The following is a 22,557-nucleotide window of genomic DNA, read 5'->3' as shown; positions in this document are numbered from 1 at the left end:
GCTGGAGTCAGGTGCGATCCTGGATGAGTGAACGATCTCGGCGACGCGCACCTACGCACCTGGACGCTGCGCTTGATGGCCCTCCTCGCAGCTGACACCGTTGATCTTGGCGGGCGTGAGTTGGAGACGGAGGAGGTCGTCGAAGAGGTGGAGCTCCTCTGCCGAGTCTCCGAAGGACTCGCGGAGCGCGGGGCCTTCGAGCCCCTGACCCTGCGCGATCTCCGGGCCATTGGCTGTCGCCTCGGCGAGATCGATGCCGCAGGCCGCGTCGGCCTCTGGGCCAACGCCGTGAGTACGGAATCGGCGTGGGACGATATCCGGCTTCTAGCTCGCCGGATTCTCGTCACGACGCTGGGCGACTGGCGTCAACCACTGCCGAGCCCCGTGCACCCCGTGCGCCCGCAAACGGTCGCTCGCTGAGCGGCATCCAGCCGCCCGCCATCACGGTGTACCCGGCGCCGGGCTGATCAGGGGCAGATGATGTAGCGGCCGCGCAGGCCGCCCTTGGCGGTGGCCCGGTGGGCGTCGGCGGCCTGGTCCAGGGGGACGACCGCGTGCACGCGAGTCGGCAGTTCGCCGGCGGCCGCACGGGTGAGGAGGTCGGCGATCCGGCCGTGGTCGGAGGTGGTGAGCAAGGAGGCGACCGAGATCCCGCGCTCGGTGGACGGGCCGAGGCCGGGCCGCAGTCCGACATAGGCGCCGCCGTCGCGGACCAACCTGAGGGCCTGGTCATTGAGTTCTGCCGCGTCGACGACCGCGTCCCATTCCGGCTCGGCGTGCGTGGTGAAGTCGGCGCCGAGGCCGCGGACGAACTCCTCGTCGCCGGTGCGAGCGAGCCCGGTCACCTGCCAGCCGCGGTCCCGGGCAAGAACGGCGACGTTCGCTCCGACTGCCCCCGCCGCGCCGGTCACCAGCAGCCGGGCGGCCCCGGCGGGTGCGTCGCCGAGCAAGTCGACGGTCTGCGCGGCGGCCAGCCCGTTGAGCGGCACCGTGGTCGCGGCCAGCAGGTCAAGACCGTCGGGGACCGGGGCGACGTCGGCCGCCGCGACCACGATCTGCTCGGCGTAGGTGCCGTAGTCGCGGTCGAAGCCGGCCACCAGGCCGGCCACCCGGGTGCCGGGGGCCAGGTCGACGCCCGGTCCGGCCGCGTCCACGACGCCGGCGAACTCCCATCCCAAGCCTGTGTGTTGGGGCTGCTGCACCAGCCCGATCGTGTGGAAGAAGCCCGCTGCGACGCCGAGGTCGGTGGGGTTGACCGTCGCCGCGGCGATGGCGACGCGGATCTTGCCGGGGCCGGGTTCGGCGACGGGCACATCGATGATCTCGATCGAGTCGGGGCCGTTGGGGACGCGGACGACGGCGGTGCGGAACGTGGCAGCACTCATGGCTTTCTTCCTTTGCGGTGGGGTGATTGCTTCCGGGTTCCATGTTGGTTTCGTTAACCTCTGGGCGGAAGCAGGCACTTGGAAGTGCGTAACCCCCTTGGGTGAGGAAGGAGCGATCGATGTCGACGCGGACGGCGGCTCAGCGGCGGGCCGAGGAGAAGACGAGCTACAACGCGTTCATGGAGGGCTGTCCCAGCCGCCAGCTGCTCGATCGGATCTCCGACAAGTGGGTCGCGTTGATCCTCGCCGCGCTCGGCAGCGATGGTCCGCACCGTCCCGGGGTGGACCACGGAGACGGGCCCCGGCCGATGCGCTATTCCGAACTGTCGCGCCGGCTCGCGGGCGCGAGCCAGAAGATGCTCACCCAGACGCTGCGCTCCCTGGAGAACGACGGCCTGGTGACCCGGACCGTCACGCCCACCGTGCCCGTCACCGTCACGTACGAGATCACCGACCTCGGTCTGTCCCTGAACCGCGTCATGATCGGCCTCAAGGACTGGGCCGAGACGCACATGACCGAAGTGCTCGCGCATCGCGAGGAACACCAGCGAGCCGCAGGCGAGCAAAGTGAGACAGCTGGTTGATCCCGCGTAGTTGCCCGGGGAACGCTCGACGGAAGCGAGCATCGCTGGGGCGATCGACCAGGCCGGGTATGGAGCCGTGCAGGCGGGGGCCGGGCCGGTGATCGGCCTCTATGTGGCCGGGCCGGTGATCGCCCTCTATGTGGCCGGGCCCGCGGCCTTGAGGGAGTCGAGCCAGTGCAGGAGGTGGGCTCCCTGACGGGTCATGATGTCCGGTTCGCGCAGGGCGTTGGCGAGGAGTGACATGCCCTGGTAGCCGGAGACCAGAGTGAGGGCGAGGTCGTCGGGGTCGGGCAGATCCAGGGCGCGGAACTGCTGTTCGGCCCACTGCAGCAGGCGCCGGATCGCCGTACCGGCCTCGGTGTCGAGGATCCCGTCGGCGCGTTTGTCGAGCTCGACGGCCAGGGTGCCGGTGGGGCAGCCGTAGCGGGCGGTGATCTCGCGCTGGGCGACCCAGGCCTCGATCAGGGCCTTGAGGCGGTCGAGCGGGTCAGGCAACTGGTCCAGGCGGCCGGTGAGTTCGTCCAGATGCGCGCCGTGTTCGGAGAGCGCGGCCAGAACCAGTTCGTCCTTGGTCTTGAAGTAGTAGTAGACGTTCCCCACGGGAACGTCGGCTGCGCGCGCGATGTCGGCGAGAGTGGTGCGCTCGACACCCTGCTCGTGCAGGACCCGGGCCGCCTCGGTGGCCAGCCGGCGGCGCTTGTCGGCCGCGCGCGCCCTGGGCTTCGCTGAGTTAGTCACCCAACTCACTATAGACACCCCCCGGTGGTGCCGTGCTAGTTTCCACCTAAGTAAGTCAGCTAACTAACTCGTGGGGGAACGAAATGATCGTGGTGACAGCTGCGACCGGCAACATCGGACGGACCCTCGTGCCCCTGTTGACCGAGGCGGGCAAGGACGTCGTGGCCGTCTCACGCCGCCCTCAACCGGGTACTTTCGCGGCCGGGATCCGGCACGCCAAGGCCGACATCGGGAACAGCGCGAGCATGCGGCCCGTCCTGGAGGGCGCCGACGCCTTCTTCGTCCTGCTGGGCGGCGAGCTCAACGCTCACGGCGAGAGCCCGGACGCTCTGCTCGACGTGGCCCTGGAGGCCGGCGTCAAGCGGATCGTCCTGCTCTCCTCCCAGCTCAACTCCACTCGTCCCACGGCCTCTTCACATGTCCGCCTGCGCGCCTTCGAGACCGCCGTGCGCGCATCCGGAGCGGACTTCACGATCCTGCGCCCGGGCGGTTTCGCCTCCAACGCCTACGCCTGGGCCGAGTCGATCCGCACCCGACGCACAGTCTTCGCCCCGTTCGGCGATGTCGCCCTGCCTGTCGTCGACCCGGCCGACATCGCCGCGGTCGCCGCGGCCGCCCTGCACGAACAAGGCCACGCGGGCCGCACGTACGAACTGACCGGCCCTGAGCTCATCAGCCCGCGCCGGCAGGCCGCGGTCATCTCCCGGGCCCTGGGCGAGGAAGTCACCTTCGTGCAGCTGTCCCGCGACGAGGCCCATGCGCACATGGCGCGGTTCATGCCCGAAGAGGTCATCGACGGCACCTTGGATGTCCTGGGTGTTCCCCTACCGGCCGAGCAAGTGGTCAGCCCTGATGTGGAGAACGTACTGCGCCGTCCCGCACGGTCTTTCGGGGAGTGGGTCGCGGACAACCTGGCGGCCTTCCGGTAGCACTTGCCGGCCGCGCCGTTCCCATTGGCGTGAGGCCGGTTGGTGGCCGAGAACGCGAAAGGGCCTTCGGAGGCCGGCGCGTCGCGAACTACTCGGCAGGCTCGTGATCGATGAACGCGGTCAACGCGTCCACAGTCGCGTCGGGCTGCTCGTCGGGAATGAAGTGCCCGGCTTGTGGGATGAAGGCACCGGTCGCGTTCTCTGCCCACGGCCTGATGGAGGCGGCCATGTCGGGGATCGAGCCATGGGAGCTGGAGATTCCCAGGACCGGGACCGTCAAGTGCCCTCGTTCGAGAGCGTCATGATTCTTGCGCGCTGATTTCGCGGCGTCGCGGTAATAGGCGAGCGAGGCTGAGAGGCCTCCCTCGGCCGCGATGGCGGCGGCGTAATGGTCGATCTCGGCGCCGTCGAAGGTGGTCGGGGCCAGAGCTTTGGCCGCCAAGAACCAGCCGACGTAGTCACGTTCGCGGCCGGTGAGCAGAGTCTCGGGCAGTTCGGGCACCAGGTGGAAGGCGAAGTGCCAGGTCTTCCAGGCCCGGTCGGGATCCGTCGGGATGGAGTCCGGGAGGGTGATTCCGGGAATGCCGGCGTCAAGCAACGCGACTCCATGCAGGCGCTCTTCGTACTTCAGGGCCAGCGAGAAGGCGACCCAGGCCCCGATGTCGTGGGCGACGAGCCAGTACTTCGGCACGTTGAGCGCGGTCAGCGCTGCCTGGACACGCGAAGCGACGGTGTGTGTGTCGTAGCCCCCTTGCGGGCGGTCCGAGTGGCCCTGCCCCGGCAGGTCGATCGCGATCACATGGAATCGCTCGGCAAGGCCTGGCATCACCTTTCGCCAAGCCCACCAGGTCTGCGGGAATCCGGCGAGCAGGACGACGGTGGGACCGGCCGATCGGCCGCCTTCCACGGTGTGAAGTCGGATTCCTTCCGCGTCGACCCAGTGGTGAGTGAATCCCGCAAGGTCGTACAGCGGCAACTCGGGGACCGGGTTCAGGTCGCGGGAGCGGTCCGGGGCTGTGGGGTGGTCCGGGGCTATGGCGTGGTCGGTCATGTCATGAGCCTACGACATCTTGAACTGGGTGGTTCAAGATAAGGTGGGCAGGGCCACAACGGCTGGTCCAAGAACGGGGTGCATGCGTGATGGCCGGGAAGAAGCAGTTCGACGTGGACATCGCCCTGGATGCGGCCATGGTCCAGTTCTGGCGGGCCGGATACGCCGACACGTCTCTCGACGACCTCTCCAGGACGACCGGATTGAACCGCAGTTCCATCTACTCCTCGTTCGGCGACAAAGACGCGCTGTACCTGCGCTGCCTGGACCGCTACGCCGCGCGGTACGGAGACAGGTACGACCAGGCGCTTTCGGGTGCGTCCGAGGAACCGCTCCAGGCGGTACGGGCGTTCTTCGACGTCACCCTGCAGCGCATCGCCGACCCCGACGTACCTGATGGATGCCTGATTGCCCAGACCGCGATGGCGGCACCGGTGCTCAGCCCCGCCATCGGCGCGCGCGCGACCGAAGCTCTGGGCTTGCAGCATGCGCGGCTGCGGACCGCCTTGAACACCACGCAGTTGCCCGAAGGCGATGCCGACGACTTCGCGGTGCACCTGGCGGCGGTCAATCAGTCGCTGGCCGTGCTGAGCAGGACCAGGGCGAGCCAGAAGCAGCTCCGCACGGTCGTCGACATCAGCGTGAGCGCGCTCTCGCACGCCTTGCGTGCCCGGAGCTAGCCTCGCCGTTTCGCCCGTATATGGCGGTTGTTGCCGGAGCCCGGAAGGCGCGCCGAGCCGGGCGCGAGCTCACCGAGGGGCTGCAAGTCGACGACGTCATCGGCGGAGCAGGACGGCGACGGTGTCAAAGTCGAGCGCCGGCGGGCAGATCGACCGCTGCCTGCCTGCCTGCCTGCCTGCCCGACCTGCATCAGCTCGAGATATGGGCTTCGATGCCGTCGAGAACGAAGTTGAGGCCGATCAAGAAGGTGCGGTCGGCGTCCAGATGGGCGGCGTCGCGCACCACCGTGGCCAGCGCGGGGAACTGGCCGGAGGCGAACGTCCGCTCCAGGTAGGGGCCGAGTGCGGCCTGCCACCGCTTCTCGTCCATCCCGGTGGCCCGCTCGGCGCGCCGCTCGGCGATCTCCCGCCGCACTGCGCCGATCACGTACGCGTCGACCGCGCTGATCACCGGCATGACGGCGTCTACGTCGAAGCCGTCCAGCGCCGCCACCACGGCCTCGCCCCGGGCCAGCGCGTGCGGACCGAGCTGAGGTCGTCCGCCGAGCAGGTCGGCGAGCCATTCGTGCTCGTGCGCGGCCCGGCGGGTGGTTTCGGCGAGAGAGCGCAGCACTTCCCGCCAGCCGTCTCCGGCCGGCCGGATCTCGGCGTGGACCGCGTCGACCATCAGGTCGAGCAGTTCCTCCTTGCCGGCGATGTACCCGTAGAGCCGCATGGGTCCGACACCCAGGGCGGTGGCGACCTTGCGCAGCGACACCGACTCCAGGCCGTCCGCGTCGGCCAGTCGCATCGCCGCTCGCACGATGTGCTCGCGGCTCAGCGGTGCCGGCGCCGGTCGATCCGGCGGCTCAGGCCTTTCCCATACCAACATGACGCTGACAGTACACGGCATCGGGCGATACAGTGTATCGACCAATACGGTGTATCGAGATGAGGCCCACCATGCCCATAGCCATCGTCGGAGCCGGCCTCGGCGGCCTGGCTCTCGCCCGCGTGCTGCACGTGAACGGCATCGACGCCGTCGTATATGAACGTGATGCGTCACGCCACGCGCGCGGTCAGGGCGGCATGCTCGACATCCACTCCGGCCAGCGGGCGTTGCGCGAGGCCGGTCTGATCGACCAGTTCCACGCGATCGCCCGCGGCGAAGGACAGGACATGCGCCTTCTGGAGCCGGACGGCACCCTGCTGCTTCAGGAGGACACCCCCGACGACGCCCCGCTCGACCGCCCCGAGGTCGACCGAGCCGATCTGCGCAACCTGCTGCTGGATTCTCTTCCCGACGACGCGGTGCGCTTCGGGCGCACGTTCAAGTCCGCCGACAGCGGTCTGCTGCACTTCGCCGATGGCGACACCGCGCCCTTTGACTTGCTGGTCGGTGCGGACGGAGCTCAGTCCCGGGTCCGCGCTCTGCTCACCGACGTCCGCCCGACGCACCTCGGACAGAACATCGTCGAGGTCGGCATCCCCGACATCGACCGCACGCACCCCGACCTCGCGGCGATGGTGGGGCGCGGCAACTACTGGGTGCTCGGCAAGGGACTGTCCCTGGCGGCGCAGCGCAACGGCGACGGGCGTGTCCGGATCGGCCTCAGCTTCTACAACACCACCGAGGACTGGATAGCCACCAGCGGAATCCCATTCGACGACCCGGCCGCCGCCCGGGCACGGCTGATCGACCTGCTCTCCGGCTGGGACGCACGGTTCACCGCGCTGATCGCGGCCTGCGACGACGTGGTCGTGCCACGGCCGATCGCCACGCTCCCGGTCGGCCTGACCTGGCCGTCGACGCCAAATGTCACACTGCTCGGCGACGCCGCCCACCTGATGCCGCCGGTGGGGGAGGGGGCCAACATGGCGCTGCTCGACGGTGCTCTGCTCGGCCTGGCCCTGGCCGCGCACCCGGACGACATTCCTGCCGCCATCACGGAATACGAGCGCGAAATGTTCGAACGCACCAGCGCTGCCGCCCGGATGTCCGCTGACATGCAGGAACTGCTGACCTCGCCGGATGCCGCCCAGAAGATGCTGGCGTTCTTCCAACCCGGCTGAAGGTGCGCGCGGTCGCCGCACGGGGCCAGGCCCCTTACGTAGCGCGGTGTCTTGAGGGTCCGGCCCCTGTCTCGGGGCTCGTGGTCCTGGAGGCCTGCCAGAAAGCGGAGTTGGGGCTCCCCCGAGCACGTGACGCGCGCCCCATCACCGCGGCGTGCCTAGGTGAGGGCTTGTCGCAGGGTGTCGTGGCAGTCGATGACGGTCTCGACGCCGACGATGCCGAGTGTGCGCTTCACGGCGCTGCCGGGCGCGGCCAGGCGCAGCCATCCTCCGGCCTCGGTGAGGGTGTGGTGGGCGCCGAGGAGAATGTTGATGCCGCTGGAGTCCATGAAGCTGACCCGGCGCAGGTCGAGGACCACACGGGGGAGGGGCGCATCGACCTCGTTGAGGGCCTGCTGCAGTATCGCGCCGCTGTGGTGGTCGATCTCCCCGGACAGGGACAGTACGCGGATGCCGTCGGTGGCGGTGGCCACGACCGACAGCCCGCCCGGTGGTCGGGGGTCTTCCGTGCCGGTCGTCTCGGTCTCAGTCATGTCGGCGATACTGGCACATGATCGTCGCCCCTGGAGCACGGGTCGGATCAGGTCTGGCCTGGGGCGGAATCCGTCTCCGAGCCGAGGTGTCAGATGTGTGGCAGGGGGTAGGCGCCGGGAAGGTCTATGCATGGGGGAGTGAAGCGGCGTAATGGGATCAGGTCCCGAGGACGATGACGACGGTTCTCACTCGACTGGGCACGCAATGGAGACCATGGTGGCTCTGGAGGGGGACGGCGCGTGCATCGCCCGGGCCCGCGACCTCGCCGCCGACTTCTTGACCGCGGCGCGATCGGAGCACGGGGTGCCGGTGGCGGAGCGCGGCATGGATATGGCGCGTCTGGTGGTCAGTGAGCTGGTCACCAACGCGCTCAAGTACGCCCCGGGGCCGGTGCTGGTACGCCTGCGGATCACCGGAGCATTGGTGGCGGTCACGGTGTGGGACTCCGAGCCTGTCCTTCCCGTGGTCCGCGGCGTCGATGCCGGACGTATCGGGCAGCATGGCCTGGAGATCGTGCAGGCCGTTGCCCACGACCTCTCCGTGCGCAGCGAGACGGTCGGTAAACGCATCACCGCGCGCATCGCTCTGACCGACAATCCGATCGGCGCTGCCGTCAGCGCGACCACGTGAGGACGATGTACGGCCGCGCCTGATGTTCCGCCACGACGGGGGTGCCACGAGAGATCGGCCTCGATGAGGCGTCGGACTTCGCCGCTGCTCGGCCACGGGCCTGACGACTACGAGCCTGTCGGGCTACGAGCCTGTCGGGCTACGGGTCTGTCGGGTAACGGCTGTCGGGCTACGGCCTGCCGGGGACGGGCTGGGCACTTGAGCGATCGGCAGGCGAGAATCCCGCCATGGTGATGGCACAGCACTGGTATGCGTCCGCCCCCGTCGTGGACGGGCTGCCCCTGTTGGACGACCCCGGCTTCTGGGTGGCCCACCTCGCTGATCTCAGTGACGGCATCCCGGCGGAGGCGTTCGGTGTCGATGCGGCCGATGCCGGTGAGGCCCTGGAGCAGTTGCACGACCGGGCGGCCTGGCCGATGTTCACCGTGCCGTTGGCCGACGGCTTCGCGATTCTCGTGCACTACAACAGTGGCGAGGAGCACACGACCACGGACTACTTCCTCACGCACCCGGACTGGCCGGCCTCCCGCGCCGCCCTCGTCCTCACCAGCGTCGACCAGGACCGCATCGGGCCCGGTCTCTGCTGGCCGGAGTTGGCGGCGCTCCTCGCGGCGCCCGCGGAAACCGACGGGATCAGCGACGGGATCAGCGACGGGATCAGCGACCCCCACGCCCGACTGCTCCTCCTTCTCCCCGTACTGGGGGACGCGGGAGCCCCGCCCGAAGCCCTGGCCATGGTCATCGAAGCACTCGTCGCGCAAGGCGCTCCGCCCGAGTGCGAGCCGCTGGCCCGGCGCCTGCTTGAGGGGCATCCCATGTGGGGCGCGGCGACCTGGACGTACGACGTCGACGAGCGAAGCTGGCTCTGCGGCGGCGAACACAGCCCGCGCCAGACGCCGCTCGGGGAGCACCTGCCCGCGGTGCAGCGGGCCGCGCTGGAGGCGGTGCTTGAGGGGCGTACGCCTGGGCGTGCGCCGGATGTACGGGCGTGAGCGTGCAGCAACCGTCACCCCTGCCTCACCCACGGGGGCGAGGCAGGGACCGGCCCGCTGATGTCGATGGCCAGGTCGAGACCCAAGAAGCGGGCGAGGATCGCGACGCCTGCTATGCGGTGGCATCGGCCCACAAGTTGGTGCTGTGGGCCCCGATGAGAGCGCTGATGTGGGCCAGTACGTCACTGACCGGCTGTGGGGCGAGCCGGCGGCCGTCGCGCAGGCGCAGTGCGACGTGATCGTCAGCGGCCTCCTTGGTGCCGATGACGGCTTGGTAGGGAACCAGGCGGGCCTCTCGGATACGGGCACCCAGGGTGCCGCGCTCCGGTCCCGCGATCTCGGCACGCAGTCCGAGACGGGTGCAGCGCCGGGCGAGGGCCGCGGCGTTCGGCAGTTCGGTGTCGGAGATCGGGAGGATCACCAGTTGAGTGGGGGCGAGCCAGGCGGGGAAAGCGCCGCCGTGCTGTTCGATGAGATGGGCGACAGCCCGCTCCACACTGCCGATGATGCTGCGGTGGACCATCACGGGGCGGTGCTTGGCGCCGTCCGCGCCGATGTAATGGAGGTCGAACTGCTCGGGCTGGTGGAAGTCGACCTGGACGGTGGACAGGGTGGATTCCCGGCCGGCGGCGTCGGTGACCTGAACGTCGATCTTGGGGCCGTAGAACGCGGCCTCCCCCTCTGCTGCCTCGTAGGGCAGGCCGGAGCGGTCGAGGACGTCGGTGAGCAGGGCGGTGGACCGTTGCCATTTCTCGGGTGCGGCAACGTACTTGCCGCCAGGGCCCGGCAGGGAGAGCCGGTAGCGGGACGGGGTGATGCCGAGCGCCTCGTACGCGCGGCGGATCATCTCCAGCGCCGCCTGCGCCTCATCGGCGACCTGGTCCAGGGTGCAGAAGATGTGCGCGTCGTTGAGCTGAATGGCCCGCACCCGGGTCAGCCCGCCGAGCACTCCCGAGAGTTCGGAGCGGTACATGCCTCCCAACTCGGCGATGCGCAGAGGAAGTTCGCGGTAGCTGTGGGAGCGGGAGCGGTAGATCACCGCGTGATGGGGGCACAGGCTCGGCCGCAGGACGACCTGCTCACCGCCGAGGTCCATCGGAGGGAACATGTCGTCGCTGTAGTGCGCCCAGTGCCCGGAGATCTCGTACAACTCCCGCTTGCCGAGGACTGGTGAGTACACGTGCCGGTACCCGGCTCCACGCTCGGCGGCGCGAATGTACTCCTCCAGGGTGTGCCGTACGGTCGCGCCGTCCGGCAGCCAGTACGGCAGGCCCGCGCCGATCACCGGGTCGGTGTCGAACAGGCCCAGCTCACGGCCGAGCTTGCGGTGGTCCTTCATGGTGGTCTCCTCGCGGACATCGGGCGAGTGACCGCAAGACGAAGCCCCGGGGCACTCGCCCCGGGGCTTCGGACTGAGACATCTGTCAGCGCGCCGGGACACTCTCCGGCGTCGTCGTCATGGCAGCGCGCTTCATGCCGGGGACGTTAGCAGGCGGTGGCGATGCCCACACGGCAATTTCTCCGCAGCGGTGCCTGGGCGGCCGCCTCCGTGTCCCCAGGGAGTTCGCGCTGCTGGATTCCGACTCGGTCGGCTGTGGCAAGAGGGCTGGGGCCGGACGAGAATCCGCCCATGGATGATGCGTTCACACTTCTCCGGCAGGCTGTCGACCTGCTGCCCGAGGACGCCGTGGCTGAGAACGGTGTGACAGTCGGGGACGTTCGCGAGATGGTCGCGCACCAGGAATGGGAGATGGTGCTCGACCTTCTCATCGAGGTCGCGGATGCACATCCGGTGACCGCATCCTTCTGGGAGATCCTCGCTGAGGCTGCTCGGCAGATGATGCTCGACCGCAGCCGCCGCTGGTGCCAGTGGCGGGGCCGGGAAGCCCGGCACGGAAGCGTCCGCGCGACGCTGTCCCTGCTGGGAACAGACGAGGGCGGACGCCAGAGTGCCTTTACAGGGGACGGACAGCTTCGGCCTCTGTGGGACATCGGCCGGCGCACTTCCGATGGAAAGCATCGCGATTTGAACATCGCCTCGGTATGGGTGGAGTTCGCGCAGGAACTCGGTCCTGGGGAGACCGCCGACGTACGGCTGGCTCCTCTGAGACCCGAGCAGTGGAGGAATCTGAAGCCCGGCCACGTGATCACCATGCACGAGGGCCGACCTGTCGTCGGCACGGCCACGGTCATCGAGGTCCTGCCGCCTCGCGGCTGAGTCCCTCTAAGGTCGGTGCGTGATGTTCAAGAAGGGCGAGCCGCGCAGGCTCGGTGTGCCGGAGGCCCAGGCGCGGTTGCGCTTCGGGGCGGAGCAGCGGGACGCCGGGGCAGGGCCGAGCCGGAGGTTGCTCGTCGTCGACGGGGAGCCTGCCTTTGAGCTCAGTTTCTGGTGCGGGACATGCCAGTTTCTGTTCCGGCGGTTGGAGGGCTCCCGGCAGACGCTGGCGCCGGCAGATGTGCAGGCGCAGCTCACCGGCACGCTGACCGAGCCGGATGACCGAGGCGTCATCGACGCGTTTGGTGCCCTGCTGGCGCAGGGCGACTATCTGCCGATGCTCCTGCGTGTGGAGCCCCGTCTGGTGGTCCCGGGCCAGGAGGGCGACTACTTCAGCGGCGAGCAGGTGGCGACCTGGGGGATCGACCAGTTCTGGGGGCTTCCGGAGTACCCGCACACGCCGTACTACCGGACTTACGAGACCGCGGTCGATGCGTCCGCGCACCTCTATGAGTTCGTCGTGCCGATGGTTCCCCCGACGTGGAACGCGCGGGAGCGGGTCGCGGAGTACGTCGAGCTTCTCGACCGGGGAACGGTCCCTACGGCGGTGGCCGTCTCGACGCTGGATGTGTGCGAACCGGCAGTTGGCCAGCCGGCCGACCACTACCGGCACTGGGGCCTGACGCACTTCCTCCTGGACGGGCACCACAAGCTGGAGGCCGCAGCCATGGCCGGCCGCCCGGTGCAGCTGCTTTCCCTTCTGGCCCTGAATGCGAGCCTGGCCGAATCCGAGGAGTGCGCACGGCTGCCTGAGGTACGCGCTCAACCCCGCTCGGTCCGGGCGGCCGACGCCTGAACCAGCGTGGTCAGGACCGCGCTGGCGGTCCGCGTCGCAGACGACGCCTCCGGTCTGGCCGTGCTGGCTGACGATACCTTGGGCGCCGATGGCCGACCCGTAGCTGCTCCGGACGCCTGCCCTGGCCGAGGGGTCAGTGTCAGGCATGCTGTCTGCTGCAAGCGTGTGTGTGGGAGGTGTGCTGTGCGGAGGTCGGACATGGACGAGTTGTTCCCGCCGATCGAGCCATACGACAAGGGGATGCTCGACGTTGGAGACGGTGACCTCGTGTACTGGGAGGTCTGCGGCAACCCGGACGGCAAGCCGGCAGTGGTGGTCCATGGTGGGCCGGGGTCGGGATGCGGCGTCGGTGCGCGACGGTACTTCGATCCGGAGAGGTATCGAGTTGTCCTGTTCGACCAGCGTGGTTGTGGGCGCAGCCGTCCGCACGCGAGCGACCCCCGTACCGACATGGGTCACAACACCACCCAGCATCTGATCGCCGACATGGAGCAGTTGCGCGAGCACCTGGGGATCGACCGCTGGTTGCTGTACGGCGGCTCGTGGGGCTCCACGCTGATCCTGGCCTACGCCGAGACGTACCCGCAGCGGGTGTCGGAGATCGTCATCTCCGCCGTCACCACCACCCGGCGCTCCGAGATCGACTGGCTCTACCGCGGTGTCGGCCGGTTCTTTCCCGAGCAGTGGGAACGCTTCCTGGCGGGTGCCCCTGGTACGCCACGAGACGGCGACATCGTCGGGGCGTACGCGCGCTTGGTGGAACACCCGGAGGCCTCGGTACGGGAGAAAGCCACGGCCGACTGGTGCGCCTGGGAGGACGCGGTCCTGTCCGGGGAGACGAACGGCGCCTCCAACCCGTACGGTGACCGCCCGCCATCCGCACAGCTGGCCCTGGTGCGTATCTGTGCGCACTACTTCTCCCACGGCGCGTGGCTGGAAGAAGGTCAACTGCTGCGCGACGCCCACCGCTTGGCCGACATCCCCGGCGTTCTGGTGCACGGCCGACTGGATATGGCCGGTCCGCTCGACACGGCCTGGGAGCTCGCCCGCGCATGGCCCGCCGCCGAGCTGATCGTCTTCGATGAAGCGGGCCATTTGGGCAACGACATGTCACGCGCCCACGTGCTCAGGGCCCTCGACCGTTTCGTTCACCGGGGATGAGTCGCCGGAGGATCGTTGCTCGTCGATGCGGTGGTCCGGTTTACGGTTGGTCGCGCTCTGGCTGCATGCTGCCAGGCCGAGGAACCTCGCCGAAGATCATGCGATGCCCGCGGGAAGTGTCCATGTACTCGCGGACACGGTGGATCAACCCGTCCCGGAGCTCGAAGACGAAGCAGTAGTCGTTGGCGTAGTGGCTGCCGTTGGCCAGGGTCGCCGTCATGGTCTCTTCCACGACCACCCGCTCGCCGTCGGCGTAGAACCCGTGGAAGGTGACGTTGACGTCGCGCACGAAGAAGCGAGGAAAGTCCTCGGCAAGGAACTGCACGATCGCCTCCCTGCCGACCAGATGACTGGGGCCCTTCAGAGCGAGGGCAGTGGCGTTTCCCGGGGGCGCCTGCCACTCGGCGTCCTCGGTGAAGACTGCGGAGATCCGGTCGGCGTCGTGACTTGCGAACGCCTTCCAGGCGTCCTCAATGATGATGCGGCTCTGCTGGGGCATGCCCGTGACCCTAGCCAGCTGGAGACGCACGGGCTGGCGGCTTTCCGACGTCACGCCGGGAGGCTGAGTAGTGACGCTGCAGCCTTGACCAGGCCGGTCGGGCGAGCCCCGCACGATTTGCCGTATGCGGTTGTAACAAATATTGTTACGACCAGAATCGAGGGAAGACGGAGCGTGGGTCCGACGTGAGTGCCAACAGCAGGCTGACCATCGCGGCGCACGCCCTGACGTGGATCGGGCTGTATCAGCGGCGTGGCCACGAGGTCGCCACCTCCGAGCAGATCGCGACGAGCGTCAACACCAACCCGGTGGTGATCCGTCGCCTGCTGGGCAAGCTGAGCAAGGCCGGGCTGGCCGATTCGCGGCGCGGGGCGGGTGCGGGCTGGATGCTCGCGCGCGACCTGGCGGATATCACCCTGCTCGACGTCTATGAGGCGATCGAACCGGGACCGGTCTTCGCCTTGCATCCCGCGACTCCGGACCCCGAGTGCGTGGTGGGCCACGGCATCGGGCCGGCGATGACCGCCGTGTACGACGACGTGGAGGCCGCCCTGCGCAGGGAGTTGGCCAAGAGCACGCTGGAGGACGTACTGAGGGACGTCTTGAAAGCCGCCTGACTTCGGGCCGTCAACTTCCCCCGGTCAAGGGGGGTTTCATTTCGCGCCCACCAATGTAACAAAACTAGTTACATCAAGCCCGACCGGTACGCCTCATGCGAACAAAAAGACAAAGGACAACGACGATGGCAACAGATACGCAGACCTCGCGGACCGTGACCGAGAAGTTCGTGGAGCGCCTCGGCATGCAGGACCCCGACGGCATCCAGGAACTGTTCGCCGAGGAGATCGACTGGCAGGTCCTCGGCAGTGACGCGCTGCCCTGGACCGGGCGCCGTACCCGCCGGGAGGAGGTCGCGCCGTACTTCACCACGATGTGGCCGCACTTCGCACCCGGCAGGAGCAAGGTCGTGCTGGAGCGTGTCATCGTCGACGGCGGTGACGTGGTGCTACTGGCTGTCTTCACGCACACCGTCGTGGCCACCGGCAAGGAGTTCACTACACCGGTGGCGATGCACCTGATGGTCGAGGACAGCCGGATCGTCCGCATGCACCTGTACGAGGACACGCTGACCGTCGACAAAGCGTTCACCGCCGGCTGAGTGTTGTTTCGCAGGCTAGGGGTCTGATGTCTGCCGCTGGGCTATCTGGCTCGGTTGGGTGAAGCGCAGCATGGTGCCGGAAGGGTCGAGGAAGGCGCAGTCCCGTGCCCCGTCGGGCCGGGTGATCGGTTCTTGCATTACTTCGGTGCCCGCGGCCGCGACGCGTTCGAAGGTTGCGTCGCAGTCGGTGGTCAGAAAGACCAGGCGGCTCAGTAGGCCCTTGCCCATCAGCTCCTCGTACGAGGTGCGGTCGGCCGGCGAGATGTTCGGGCTCTGGGCGGGTGCTTCGAGGATGAGATGCACGCGGGGCTGTGCGGGGGAGCGGATGCTGACTCGCCCCACGCCCTCGAAGGTGGCATCAGGGCACACCTCGAAGCCCAGTACGTCGCGGTAGAAGTCGAGCGCCTCGTCGATGTCGTGGACGGCCAGAGCGCAGGACGCGAGTTCGAGATCCGTGCCGGTCATCGTCGCTCCTTGTCTCCGGCGGAGAGGAAGACGACGTCGAGATCGTGCAGCCGGTCGGGGTCGGTGTCGATGGCGATGCGGGTGATCTTCTCGTCGTGAACGGTGAACGTGAAGAGGGCCTTTGGCCGGCCGCGGTGGGACCACACGGCCGCCGGCGTGCCGTCGACCAGGGCGAGCCGGGCCGCCTGAGCTCGTCCGGCGAAGAAGGCCGCCACCTCGTGGGCGCCGCGCATCTCTATGGCCACGGCGTCGGGATCGAGCAGGTCCAGGAGGGCGGCAAAGTCTCCGCCGCGGGCCGCGGCCAGAAAGGCCTCGACGATGTCCCGCTTGCGGGATCGCGCGGCATCGGACGCATCGCCGGCTCCGCGCACCCGCTGCCGGGCGCGGCTGGCGAGTTGCCGGGCCGCCGCCGGTGAGCGGTCGAGGATGGCACCGATCTCGGCGAACGACACGGCGAAGACGTCGTGCAGGACGAACGCGAGCCGCTCGGCGGGGGTCAGCGTGTCAAGGACCACCATCAGCGCGATGCCGACCGAGTCGGCCAGCAGTGTCTCGTCCTCTGGATTGGCCTGGCCGTTCGGTTGCCCGTTGGCATGGGGCGCGGCCGGCTCGGGTGGCAGCGGTCCTGCCGAGTCCTCACGCCGGACCCTGCCCGCCTCGAGCATGTTCAGGCACACCCGGGCGACAATGGTGGTCAGCCACCCGGCCGGGTTCTCCACCTGTCCGGTGTCGGCGCGACTGACGCGCAGCCAGGCCTCCTGCACCGCGTCCTCGGCGTCGCTGGGGGAGCCGAGCATCCGGTGGGCCACCGCGTGCAGGCGGCTCTTGTGCTCGGCGAACTGTGCGCTGAGCCAGTCCTGTTCGGCCATCTGTCACATTCCTTCGTCCGGTCCTGTCATACGTACTGACCGGCGAGACCTCGCAGATGTGACATCCGCGCCGGCCCCGATGCGGATGTCCGGCACCCATCTGACTGACACACAGGGAGACATGGCATGAAAGCGCACGTCAGCTCGATCCTGCTCGGCGTCCAGGACATGGACCGGGCCAAGCAGTTCTACACGGAGGGGCTCGGCTGGAAGATCAAGAACGACTACGGCATCTCGGTGTTCTTCGAGTCGGACGGAGCCTCGCCCGTCGGCTTCTACGCACGTGAGGGTCTGGCCGAGCAGGTGGGCACAGTCTCCGAGGGCAACGGCTTCAGCGGGCTGGTCATGACCTACGTCGTCCGCAGCGAGGCGCGGGTCGACGAGATCATGGACGAGGCGCAGAAGTCCGGTGCCCAGGTGCTCAAGCCGGCCGGCGCCCTGCCGTGGGGCGGGTACGGCGGGACCTTCGCCGACCCGGACGGCTACATCTGGAGTCTGGGCTACAGCGCCCAGGGCGCCGACCAGCCCTACGCGGAGTAGCCGGGGGGCGAACTCAGGGCAGCTCCACCGGGTAGGGCTCGCCGAAGTCGGCCGAGCGGCTGACCTTTTCCCAGGCGGTGGCCTCGGTCGTCTGGCGCCGGGAGTGGTCCAGCGCCATGGTTGCCGCGTTCACTCCGAGGGGGAGGTGACCGGGGACCTCGGCGTGGTGGACCGTGCGGACGATGATCTCGGCGGCGCGCTGCGGGTCCCCCGCCGCGCCGGCCGTGTCCTGGCGTACGCGCCGGTTCATCTCGCCGACCGTTGCGTCGTATGCCTCGGGGATGTCGTGCACGGTCATCGACGAGCCCGCCCAGTCGGTGGCGAAACCGCTGGGTTCGACGACCATCACCCGCACACCGAACGGGGCCGTCTCCGTCGCCAGGACGCGGCTGAAGCCGTCGACCGCGAACTTGGCCGCCTGATATGAGGCGATGCCGGGCGAACCGCCGACGCGGCCGCCGATCGAGGAGAACTGCACGACGGTGCCGAATCCCTGTCGGCGCAGGGTGGGCAGTGCGGCCTTCGTGACGTTGTAGACGCCCCAGAAGTTCGTCTCGAACTGTGCGCGGAAGTCAGTGTCGTCGGCTGTCTCGATGGGCGCCACGTTCGCGTATCCGGCGTTGTTCACGAGGACGTCGATCCGCCCGAAGTGGGCGACGGCCGTCTCCAGTGCGTCGCGCGCCGCCTGCGGATCGGTGACGTCCAGGGCGAGGGGGAGCATGCGCTCGCCGTGGGCGGCGAACGCCTCGGTGAGGGCCTCGGGGCGGCGCGCGGTGGCCACGACGAGATCACCCGCCTCCAGGGCGGCGGTGGCCAGGGCGTGGCCGAGGCCGCGGGATGAACCGGTGATGAACCAGACCTGCTGCCGCTCGGTGCCGCGTTGCGCGCCATGGCTCATGTCAGTGCTCGCGATGTCGTTCATGCACTTAGTGAAACACCGTTGCCGTAATAACGCAACGGCGTATTGTTAAGTCCTCCTATGATGGCCGCATGACTGATCAGGCCGCCTTTCAGCGGGCCCGCAGCGCCCAGGCCAAGCAGGCGCGCGAGGCCGCGATCCTCGACGCGGCACGTGACCTCGCGGGCCGGCGCGGCATCCGCGAGGTCACGCTGACCGACATCGCCGCAGAAGTCGGCATGCACAAGTCGGCGCTGCTGCGCTACTTCGAGACGCGGGAGCAGATCTTCCTCGACCTCACCGCCGAGGGATGGCGGGAGTGGTCCGCCGCCCTGTGCGCGGACCTCGCACAGCACCAACAGGCCACACCAGCGGTGGTCGCCGACGCCTTCGCCGCCACCTTGTCCGCGCGCCCCATGTTCTGCGACCTGCTGGCGCAGGCGCCCCTGAACCTGGAGCGCAACGTGTCGACCGAAGCCGTGCGCGCCTTCAAGCTCGTCACGCTGGAGGAGGTCGCGCGGATCGGCGGCGAGCTGCACCGGCTCCTCGGCCTGACCGAGGCACAGGCCGTGGACACGCTGGCCACCGCGACCAGCATGGCCGGGGCGCTGTGGCAGATGGCCACCCCCGGCCCACTGCTTCGGCAGCTCTACGCAAGCGACCCCCGCCTCGGCCATGCCATCGTCGAGGTGGAACCCCGGTTGCGCCGCGTCCTGACCGCCCTGCTCATCGGCTTGCGCGCTGGAACGTCCCCATGAGGCGACAAGCCGACAGCGGCATGGTGGCCAGGAACGCTAGGCGGCCAGGAGCTCGAGCGTGTCGATCACGCGGTTCGAGAAGCCCCACTCGTTGTCGTACCAGGCGACCACCTTGATGTGGCGGCCGTCGACGCGGGTGAGTTCCGCATCGAAGATGGACGAGGCCGGGTTGCCCGTGATGTCGGCCGACACCAAGGGGTCCTCCGAGTACTCCAGGACACCGGCGAGCGGCCCCTCCGCCGCGGCACGGTAGGCCGCGAGCACGTCCTCGCGCGTCACGTCGCGGGCCACGGTCGTGTTGAGCTCGACGATCGATCCCACCGGGACCGGCACGCGGATCGAGTCGCCCGACAACTTCCCCGCCAGGTTGGGCAGTACGAGGCCGATCGCCTTGGCGGCGCCCGTCGTGGTGGGCACGATGTTCACGGCGGCGGCGCGGGCACGGCGGGCGTCCCGGTGCGGACCGTCCTGCAGGTTCTGCTCCTGGGTGTAGGCGTGCACCGTCGTCATGAACCCGTGCTCGATCCCGGCGAGTTCATCCAGCACCGAGGCCAACGGCGCGAGCGCGTTGGTCGTGCAGGAGGCGTTCGAGACGATCGTGTGCAGCTCGGCGTCGTATGCGTCGGTGTTGACGCCGAAGGCGAGCGTGACATCGGCCCCGTCGGACGGCGCACTGACGAGAACCCTCTTCGCGCCCGCGTCGAGGTGGGCACGTGCCGCCTTGGCCGACGTGAACCGGCCGGTCGCCTCCAGCACGATGTCGACGTCGAGTTCGGCCCACGGCAGTTGAGAGGGTTCACGCTCCGCGAGCACCGCGATGCGGCGGCCGTCGACGACGAGGGTGGTGCCGTCCACGGTCACCGGGCGACCGAGTCGGCCGGCCGTGGTGTCGAAGGCGAGGAGCCGCGCGAGGGTGGCGGGCTCCGTGAGGTCGTTGATGGCGACGACCTCGAGGCTGCTGTCACGTTCGAGCAAGGAGCGCAGCACGTTGCGTCCGATGCGGCCGAATCCATTGATGGCGATACGAGTCATGAGTGGTGTCCCTTCCAGTCGACACCAGCCTCGCGTGCCAGGGCAGGACGCGGCCTTGGCGTAAGCGCCATGGTTCAAAAGGATCGCGCCAACACAGCGCCAGAGGGCGGGGGACATCTTCGTGGGCAGCCGGCTACTCGCCCCGGGCGAACGTGCGCCGATATTGGCTCGGCGTGGTGCCAAGGATGCGCTGGAAATGCGTGCGGAGGTTCGCACCGGTGCCCAGGCCCACGTCGTTGGCGATCTGCTCGATGCTCCGTTGCGAACGTTCGAGCAGCTCACGGGCCAGGTCGATGCGGGCGCGCATCACCCACTGCATCGGCGTGTATCCGGTGTCCTCGACGAAACGCCGCGAGAAGGTGCGGGCCGACACCGCCGCGTGCCCGGCGAGCACCTCAAGGGAGAGGGGCTCGGCGAGCCTGCCCAGCGCCCACTCCCGGGTCGCGGCGAACCGCTCTCCGAGCACCTCCGGCACACTGCGCGGCACGTACTGCGCCTGGCCTCCGCTGCGGTAGGGGGCGGCGACCAGGCGCCGCGCCGCGTGATTCGATGCGGCCACCCCGAGATCGCCGCGCAGAATGTGCAGACACAGGTCGATGCCGGAAGCGGCTCCGGCGGACGTCAGCACGCTGCCCTCGTCGACGAACAGGACGTTCTCGTCGACCTGGACGAGCGGATGCTTCGCTGCGAGCGCCCGCGTGTAATGCCAGTGCGTCGTGGCGCGCCTGCCGTCTAGCAGCCCGGTGGCGGCGAGCGCGAAGGCACCTGTGGAGATGGCGGCCAGCCGAGCGCCCCGGTCATGGGCGGCCCGCAGGGCGTCGGCAACGGCCTGCGGCGGATCCTCCCGGTCCGGGAACCGGTAGCCCGGGACGAAGACGATGTCGGCCCAGGCGAGAGCGCCGAGACCGTCGGCGACGTGGTACGACAGGCCGTCGCCCCCGGTCACCAGACCGGGCGCCGCGCCGCACACCCGCACCTCGTACGGCATGCTCGCCCGGGTCGTGAACACCTGCGCCGGAATACCGACGTCGAGTGGCTTGGCGCCCTCCAGCACGAGGACGGCGACGCGATGAAGGCGGGAGGAAGGCACGGTCACGGTCATCAGAGTAGGCGGAGGCACACATCAGCCCCGTGCAGCACTCCGTCCCCGGAAAGGCACCGTGTTGGTCCGCCCGTGCATTAGTCGGCAAGAGTGGGGCACTCGGTGCTAGCACGAAAGAGGGCTCAGCAACCGCACAGTTCGCGGGCGGCAGGTTCACCCGCTCATGGCTGTGCGGAGGGCGGGAACCAAGTGCCGCAGGCCGGACTGAGGGCCCGCGCATACCGACGAGACTTGACGATAGGAATGCTCATGATTGTCCTTGGTGCCATCTTGCTCATCATCGGCCTGTTGGTTGGCATTTCCCTGCTGACGACGGTCGGCGGAATCCTCGTCGTTGTCGGCGCGGCCCTGTGGATCCTGGGCGCGACGGGACGCGCGGTGGGCGGTCGTAAGCACTATTTCTAGAATGACGGCCGATAGGCAGCCCCGCGGGGAGGCCGAGCGCAGTAGCAAGTAACAAGTAGCAAGGTGCCTGCCCCCTATGTCCCGGGGGCGGGCACCTGCTGTGTGCCCGAGCAGAGCGGCAACCGAGCAGGGGCCTCAGCGTTTCCGGAGGCCTCAGCGTTTCCGGAGGCCTCGGAGGGCTCGGAGGCTGAGGCTTTCGGCGGGGGTCAGGGTTTGCGCGCGACTGCGCCGAACTGCGGCAGCACGGGCGCGGAGTCGGGCTCCGTGCGCCATTGCGAGCACGACACCAGGCCTGGGGTGACGAGGTGCAGGCCCTCGAAGAAGGAGCTGATCTCCGCGCGGCTGCGGGCGGTGATCGGCGGTGTGGCGTTCTCGTTCCAGAACTTCATGGCCTCGACGTTGCCCTCGCCACCCAGGTCGGTGTCGGTGGTGGGGTGAGTCAGGGCGAGATAGCTGCCGGAAGGGACCGAGGCCATGATCCGGCGCACGATCTCCCGTGCCTCGCCCGTGTCGAGAACGAAGTTGAGGATGCCGAGCATCATGACCGCGACGGGCTGGTCGAGGTCGAGGGTGGCCGATGCGCCCTCCATGACGGCGTCCGGGTGGCGGATGTCGGTGTCGATGTAGTCGGTGGCTCCCAGCGCGGTGCCGGTCAGCAGGCTGCGGGCGTGGACCAGCACGATGGGGTCGTTGTCGACGTAGACGACCCGGGATTCGGGTGCGATCCGCTGGGCGATCTCGTGGGTGTTGTCGAGGGTCGGCAGGCCGGTTCCGATGTCCAGGAACTGCCGTACCTCACAGTCGGCCGTCAGGAATTGGACCGCGCGGCCGAGGAACTGGCGGTCGGCGCGGGCCACGTCCCGGATCACCGGGAACATCGAGGCGACCTGGCCGCCTACTTGCCGGTCGATGTCGTAGTTGTCTTTCCCGCCGATCCAGTAGTTCCACACGCGGGCGTTGTGCGCGACAGCGGTGTTCAGCCTGCCCGACACATCTGACGAGTGCTGGCTCTCACTCACGTCT

Annotated in this window: 27 protein-coding genes and 1 pseudogene; 15 read left to right on the top strand and 13 right to left on the bottom strand. The window is 68.8% G+C overall.

Annotated features, from left to right (window positions below; translation table 11 throughout):
• Positions 1-27 precede the first annotated feature (27 nt).
• Positions 28-420 (top strand): hypothetical protein, encoded by a 393-nt coding sequence (locus ACWD02_RS07655; protein WP_451205736.1) that lies wholly within the window; start codon positions 28-30, stop codon positions 418-420.
• Between the two features lie 47 nt (positions 421-467).
• Here ACWD02_RS07655 and ACWD02_RS07650 read toward each other — a convergent pair whose 3' ends face one another.
• A complete protein-coding gene (locus ACWD02_RS07650) occupies positions 468-1,385 on the bottom strand; it encodes an alcohol dehydrogenase catalytic domain-containing protein (protein ID WP_451205734.1) in 918 nt (305 codons plus the stop codon).
• Between the two features lie 119 nt (positions 1,386-1,504).
• Here ACWD02_RS07650 and ACWD02_RS07645 point away from each other — a divergent pair, with 119 nt between their 5' ends.
• Entirely contained in the window at positions 1,505-1,969 is a 465-nt protein-coding gene (locus tag ACWD02_RS07645; protein ID WP_451205732.1) for a winged helix-turn-helix transcriptional regulator, read from the top strand.
• 135 nt (positions 1,970-2,104) lie between these two features.
• Here ACWD02_RS07645 and ACWD02_RS07640 read toward each other — a convergent pair whose 3' ends face one another.
• Entirely contained in the window at positions 2,105-2,707 is a 603-nt protein-coding gene (locus ACWD02_RS07640; protein WP_451205729.1) for a TetR/AcrR family transcriptional regulator, read from the bottom strand.
• 83 nt (positions 2,708-2,790) lie between these two features.
• On the opposite strand from ACWD02_RS07640, the gene ACWD02_RS07635 reads away from it, so the two are divergent.
• Complete coding sequence (locus ACWD02_RS07635; protein ID WP_451205726.1) at positions 2,791-3,636, top strand: SDR family oxidoreductase; 846 nt, start codon at positions 2,791-2,793, stop codon at positions 3,634-3,636.
• Between the two features lie 88 nt (positions 3,637-3,724).
• Here the strand turns inward: ACWD02_RS07635 and ACWD02_RS07630 are convergent, their stop codons facing one another.
• Positions 3,725-4,687: an alpha/beta fold hydrolase gene (locus ACWD02_RS07630; RefSeq protein WP_451205723.1), complete on the bottom strand. Its 963-nt coding sequence runs from the start codon at positions 4,685-4,687 to the stop codon at positions 3,725-3,727.
• 89 nt (positions 4,688-4,776) lie between these two features.
• Here ACWD02_RS07630 and ACWD02_RS07625 point away from each other — a divergent pair, with 89 nt between their 5' ends.
• The gene (locus ACWD02_RS07625) at positions 4,777-5,367 is read left to right on the top strand and encodes a TetR/AcrR family transcriptional regulator (protein WP_451205720.1); all 591 of its coding nucleotides are present in this window, start codon (positions 4,777-4,779) and stop codon (positions 5,365-5,367) included.
• Between the two features lie 190 nt (positions 5,368-5,557).
• Here ACWD02_RS07625 and ACWD02_RS07620 read toward each other — a convergent pair whose 3' ends face one another.
• On the bottom strand, positions 5,558-6,238 hold the full coding sequence (locus ACWD02_RS07620; RefSeq protein WP_451205718.1) for a TetR/AcrR family transcriptional regulator: 681 nt from the start codon (positions 6,236-6,238) through the stop codon (positions 5,558-5,560).
• Between the two features lie 71 nt (positions 6,239-6,309).
• Between ACWD02_RS07620 and ACWD02_RS07615 the strand changes: the two genes are divergently transcribed.
• The gene (locus ACWD02_RS07615; protein WP_451205716.1) at positions 6,310-7,419 is read left to right on the top strand and encodes an FAD-dependent oxidoreductase; all 1,110 of its coding nucleotides are present in this window, start codon (positions 6,310-6,312) and stop codon (positions 7,417-7,419) included.
• Positions 7,420-7,577: 158 nt separating this feature from the next.
• Here ACWD02_RS07615 and ACWD02_RS07610 read toward each other — a convergent pair whose 3' ends face one another.
• On the bottom strand, positions 7,578-7,952 hold the full coding sequence (locus ACWD02_RS07610) for an STAS domain-containing protein (protein WP_451205714.1): 375 nt from the start codon (positions 7,950-7,952) through the stop codon (positions 7,578-7,580).
• Between the two features lie 205 nt (positions 7,953-8,157).
• On the opposite strand from ACWD02_RS07610, the gene ACWD02_RS07605 reads away from it, so the two are divergent.
• A complete protein-coding gene (locus tag ACWD02_RS07605; protein ID WP_451205712.1) occupies positions 8,158-8,583 on the top strand; it encodes an ATP-binding protein in 426 nt (141 codons plus the stop codon).
• A 227-nt stretch (positions 8,584-8,810) separates the two neighbouring features.
• Positions 8,811-9,575: a hypothetical protein gene (locus tag ACWD02_RS07600; RefSeq protein WP_451205709.1), complete on the top strand. Its 765-nt coding sequence runs from the start codon at positions 8,811-8,813 to the stop codon at positions 9,573-9,575.
• Between the two features lie 112 nt (positions 9,576-9,687).
• Here the strand turns inward: ACWD02_RS07600 and thrS are convergent.
• Positions 9,688-10,920, bottom strand: a pseudogene (gene thrS, locus ACWD02_RS07595) (threonine--tRNA ligase); the annotation flags it as partial.
• 285 nt (positions 10,921-11,205) lie between these two features.
• Between thrS and ACWD02_RS07590 the strand changes: the two are divergent.
• The 3 genes from ACWD02_RS07590 to pip all read left to right on the top strand — a co-directional run bounded on the left by ACWD02_RS07590 (position 11,206) and on the right by pip (position 13,807).
• Positions 11,206-11,793: a hypothetical protein gene (locus ACWD02_RS07590; RefSeq protein WP_451205706.1), complete on the top strand. Its 588-nt coding sequence runs from the start codon at positions 11,206-11,208 to the stop codon at positions 11,791-11,793.
• A 22-nt stretch (positions 11,794-11,815) separates the two neighbouring features.
• Positions 11,816-12,646, top strand: coding sequence for a hypothetical protein (locus ACWD02_RS07585; protein WP_451205881.1), 831 nt, complete (start codon positions 11,816-11,818; stop codon positions 12,644-12,646).
• A 198-nt stretch (positions 12,647-12,844) separates the two neighbouring features.
• On the top strand, positions 12,845-13,807 hold the full coding sequence (pip, locus tag ACWD02_RS07580; RefSeq protein ID WP_451205704.1) for a prolyl aminopeptidase: 963 nt from the start codon (positions 12,845-12,847) through the stop codon (positions 13,805-13,807).
• Positions 13,808-13,847: 40 nt separating this feature from the next.
• Here pip and ACWD02_RS07575 read toward each other — a convergent pair whose 3' ends face one another.
• A complete protein-coding gene (locus ACWD02_RS07575) occupies positions 13,848-14,306 on the bottom strand; it encodes a nuclear transport factor 2 family protein (RefSeq protein WP_451205700.1) in 459 nt (152 codons plus the stop codon).
• A 185-nt stretch (positions 14,307-14,491) separates the two neighbouring features.
• Here ACWD02_RS07575 and ACWD02_RS07570 point away from each other — a divergent pair, with 185 nt between their 5' ends.
• Both ACWD02_RS07570 and ACWD02_RS07565 read left to right on the top strand, forming a co-directional pair.
• Positions 14,492-14,923: an Rrf2 family transcriptional regulator gene (locus tag ACWD02_RS07570; protein WP_451205697.1), complete on the top strand. Its 432-nt coding sequence runs from the start codon at positions 14,492-14,494 to the stop codon at positions 14,921-14,923.
• Positions 14,924-15,048: 125 nt separating this feature from the next.
• Positions 15,049-15,465, top strand: coding sequence for a nuclear transport factor 2 family protein (locus ACWD02_RS07565; protein ID WP_451205694.1), 417 nt, complete (start codon positions 15,049-15,051; stop codon positions 15,463-15,465).
• A 15-nt stretch (positions 15,466-15,480) separates the two neighbouring features.
• Here the strand turns inward: ACWD02_RS07565 and ACWD02_RS07560 are convergent, their stop codons facing one another.
• Positions 15,481-15,930, bottom strand: a complete 450-nt coding sequence (locus ACWD02_RS07560) for a VOC family protein (RefSeq protein ID WP_451205691.1) — start codon at positions 15,928-15,930, stop codon at positions 15,481-15,483.
• Positions 15,927-16,799, bottom strand: coding sequence for a sigma-70 family RNA polymerase sigma factor (locus ACWD02_RS07555; protein ID WP_451205688.1), 873 nt, complete (start codon positions 16,797-16,799; stop codon positions 15,927-15,929). Before ACWD02_RS07555 ends, ACWD02_RS07560 begins: the two co-directional genes overlap by 4 nt.
• A gap of 126 nt (positions 16,800-16,925) precedes the next feature.
• Here ACWD02_RS07555 and ACWD02_RS07550 point away from each other — a divergent pair, with 126 nt between their 5' ends.
• Complete coding sequence (locus tag ACWD02_RS07550; protein WP_451205685.1) at positions 16,926-17,339, top strand: VOC family protein; 414 nt, start codon at positions 16,926-16,928, stop codon at positions 17,337-17,339.
• A 13-nt stretch (positions 17,340-17,352) separates the two neighbouring features.
• On the opposite strand, the gene ACWD02_RS07545 is transcribed toward ACWD02_RS07550, so the two are convergent.
• Positions 17,353-18,261 carry an SDR family NAD(P)-dependent oxidoreductase gene (locus ACWD02_RS07545; protein ID WP_451205682.1) on the bottom strand — a complete coding sequence of 303 codons (909 nt, stop codon included), beginning with the start codon at positions 18,259-18,261 and terminating at the stop codon, positions 17,353-17,355.
• A 68-nt stretch (positions 18,262-18,329) separates the two neighbouring features.
• Here ACWD02_RS07545 and ACWD02_RS07540 point away from each other — a divergent pair, with 68 nt between their 5' ends.
• A complete protein-coding gene (locus ACWD02_RS07540) occupies positions 18,330-18,995 on the top strand; it encodes a TetR family transcriptional regulator (protein WP_451205679.1) in 666 nt (221 codons plus the stop codon).
• A gap of 36 nt (positions 18,996-19,031) precedes the next feature.
• Here the strand turns inward: ACWD02_RS07540 and gap are convergent, their stop codons facing one another.
• Together gap and ACWD02_RS07530 are read right to left on the bottom strand one after the other, a co-directional pair.
• A complete protein-coding gene (gene gap, locus ACWD02_RS07535) occupies positions 19,032-20,027 on the bottom strand; it encodes a type I glyceraldehyde-3-phosphate dehydrogenase (protein WP_451205676.1) in 996 nt (331 codons plus the stop codon).
• Positions 20,028-20,160: 133 nt separating this feature from the next.
• Positions 20,161-21,117 carry a GlxA family transcriptional regulator gene (locus tag ACWD02_RS07530; RefSeq protein WP_451205878.1) on the bottom strand — a complete coding sequence of 319 codons (957 nt, stop codon included), beginning with the start codon at positions 21,115-21,117 and terminating at the stop codon, positions 20,161-20,163.
• Positions 21,118-21,378: 261 nt separating this feature from the next.
• On the opposite strand from ACWD02_RS07530, the gene ACWD02_RS07525 reads away from it, so the two are divergent.
• Complete coding sequence (locus ACWD02_RS07525) at positions 21,379-21,534, top strand: DUF6131 family protein (RefSeq protein ID WP_451205673.1); 156 nt, start codon at positions 21,379-21,381, stop codon at positions 21,532-21,534.
• Between the two features lie 206 nt (positions 21,535-21,740).
• Here the strand turns inward: ACWD02_RS07525 and ACWD02_RS07520 are convergent, their stop codons facing one another.
• Complete coding sequence (locus tag ACWD02_RS07520; RefSeq protein WP_451205670.1) at positions 21,741-22,553, bottom strand: SAM-dependent methyltransferase; 813 nt, start codon at positions 22,551-22,553, stop codon at positions 21,741-21,743.
• Positions 22,554-22,557 lie beyond the last annotated feature (4 nt).

It is taken from the genome of Streptomyces sp. NPDC002853 (assembly GCF_053591915.1).
The sequence above is the reverse complement of the archived record's forward strand: the minus strand, read 5'-3'. Positions and strand labels throughout refer to the sequence as shown.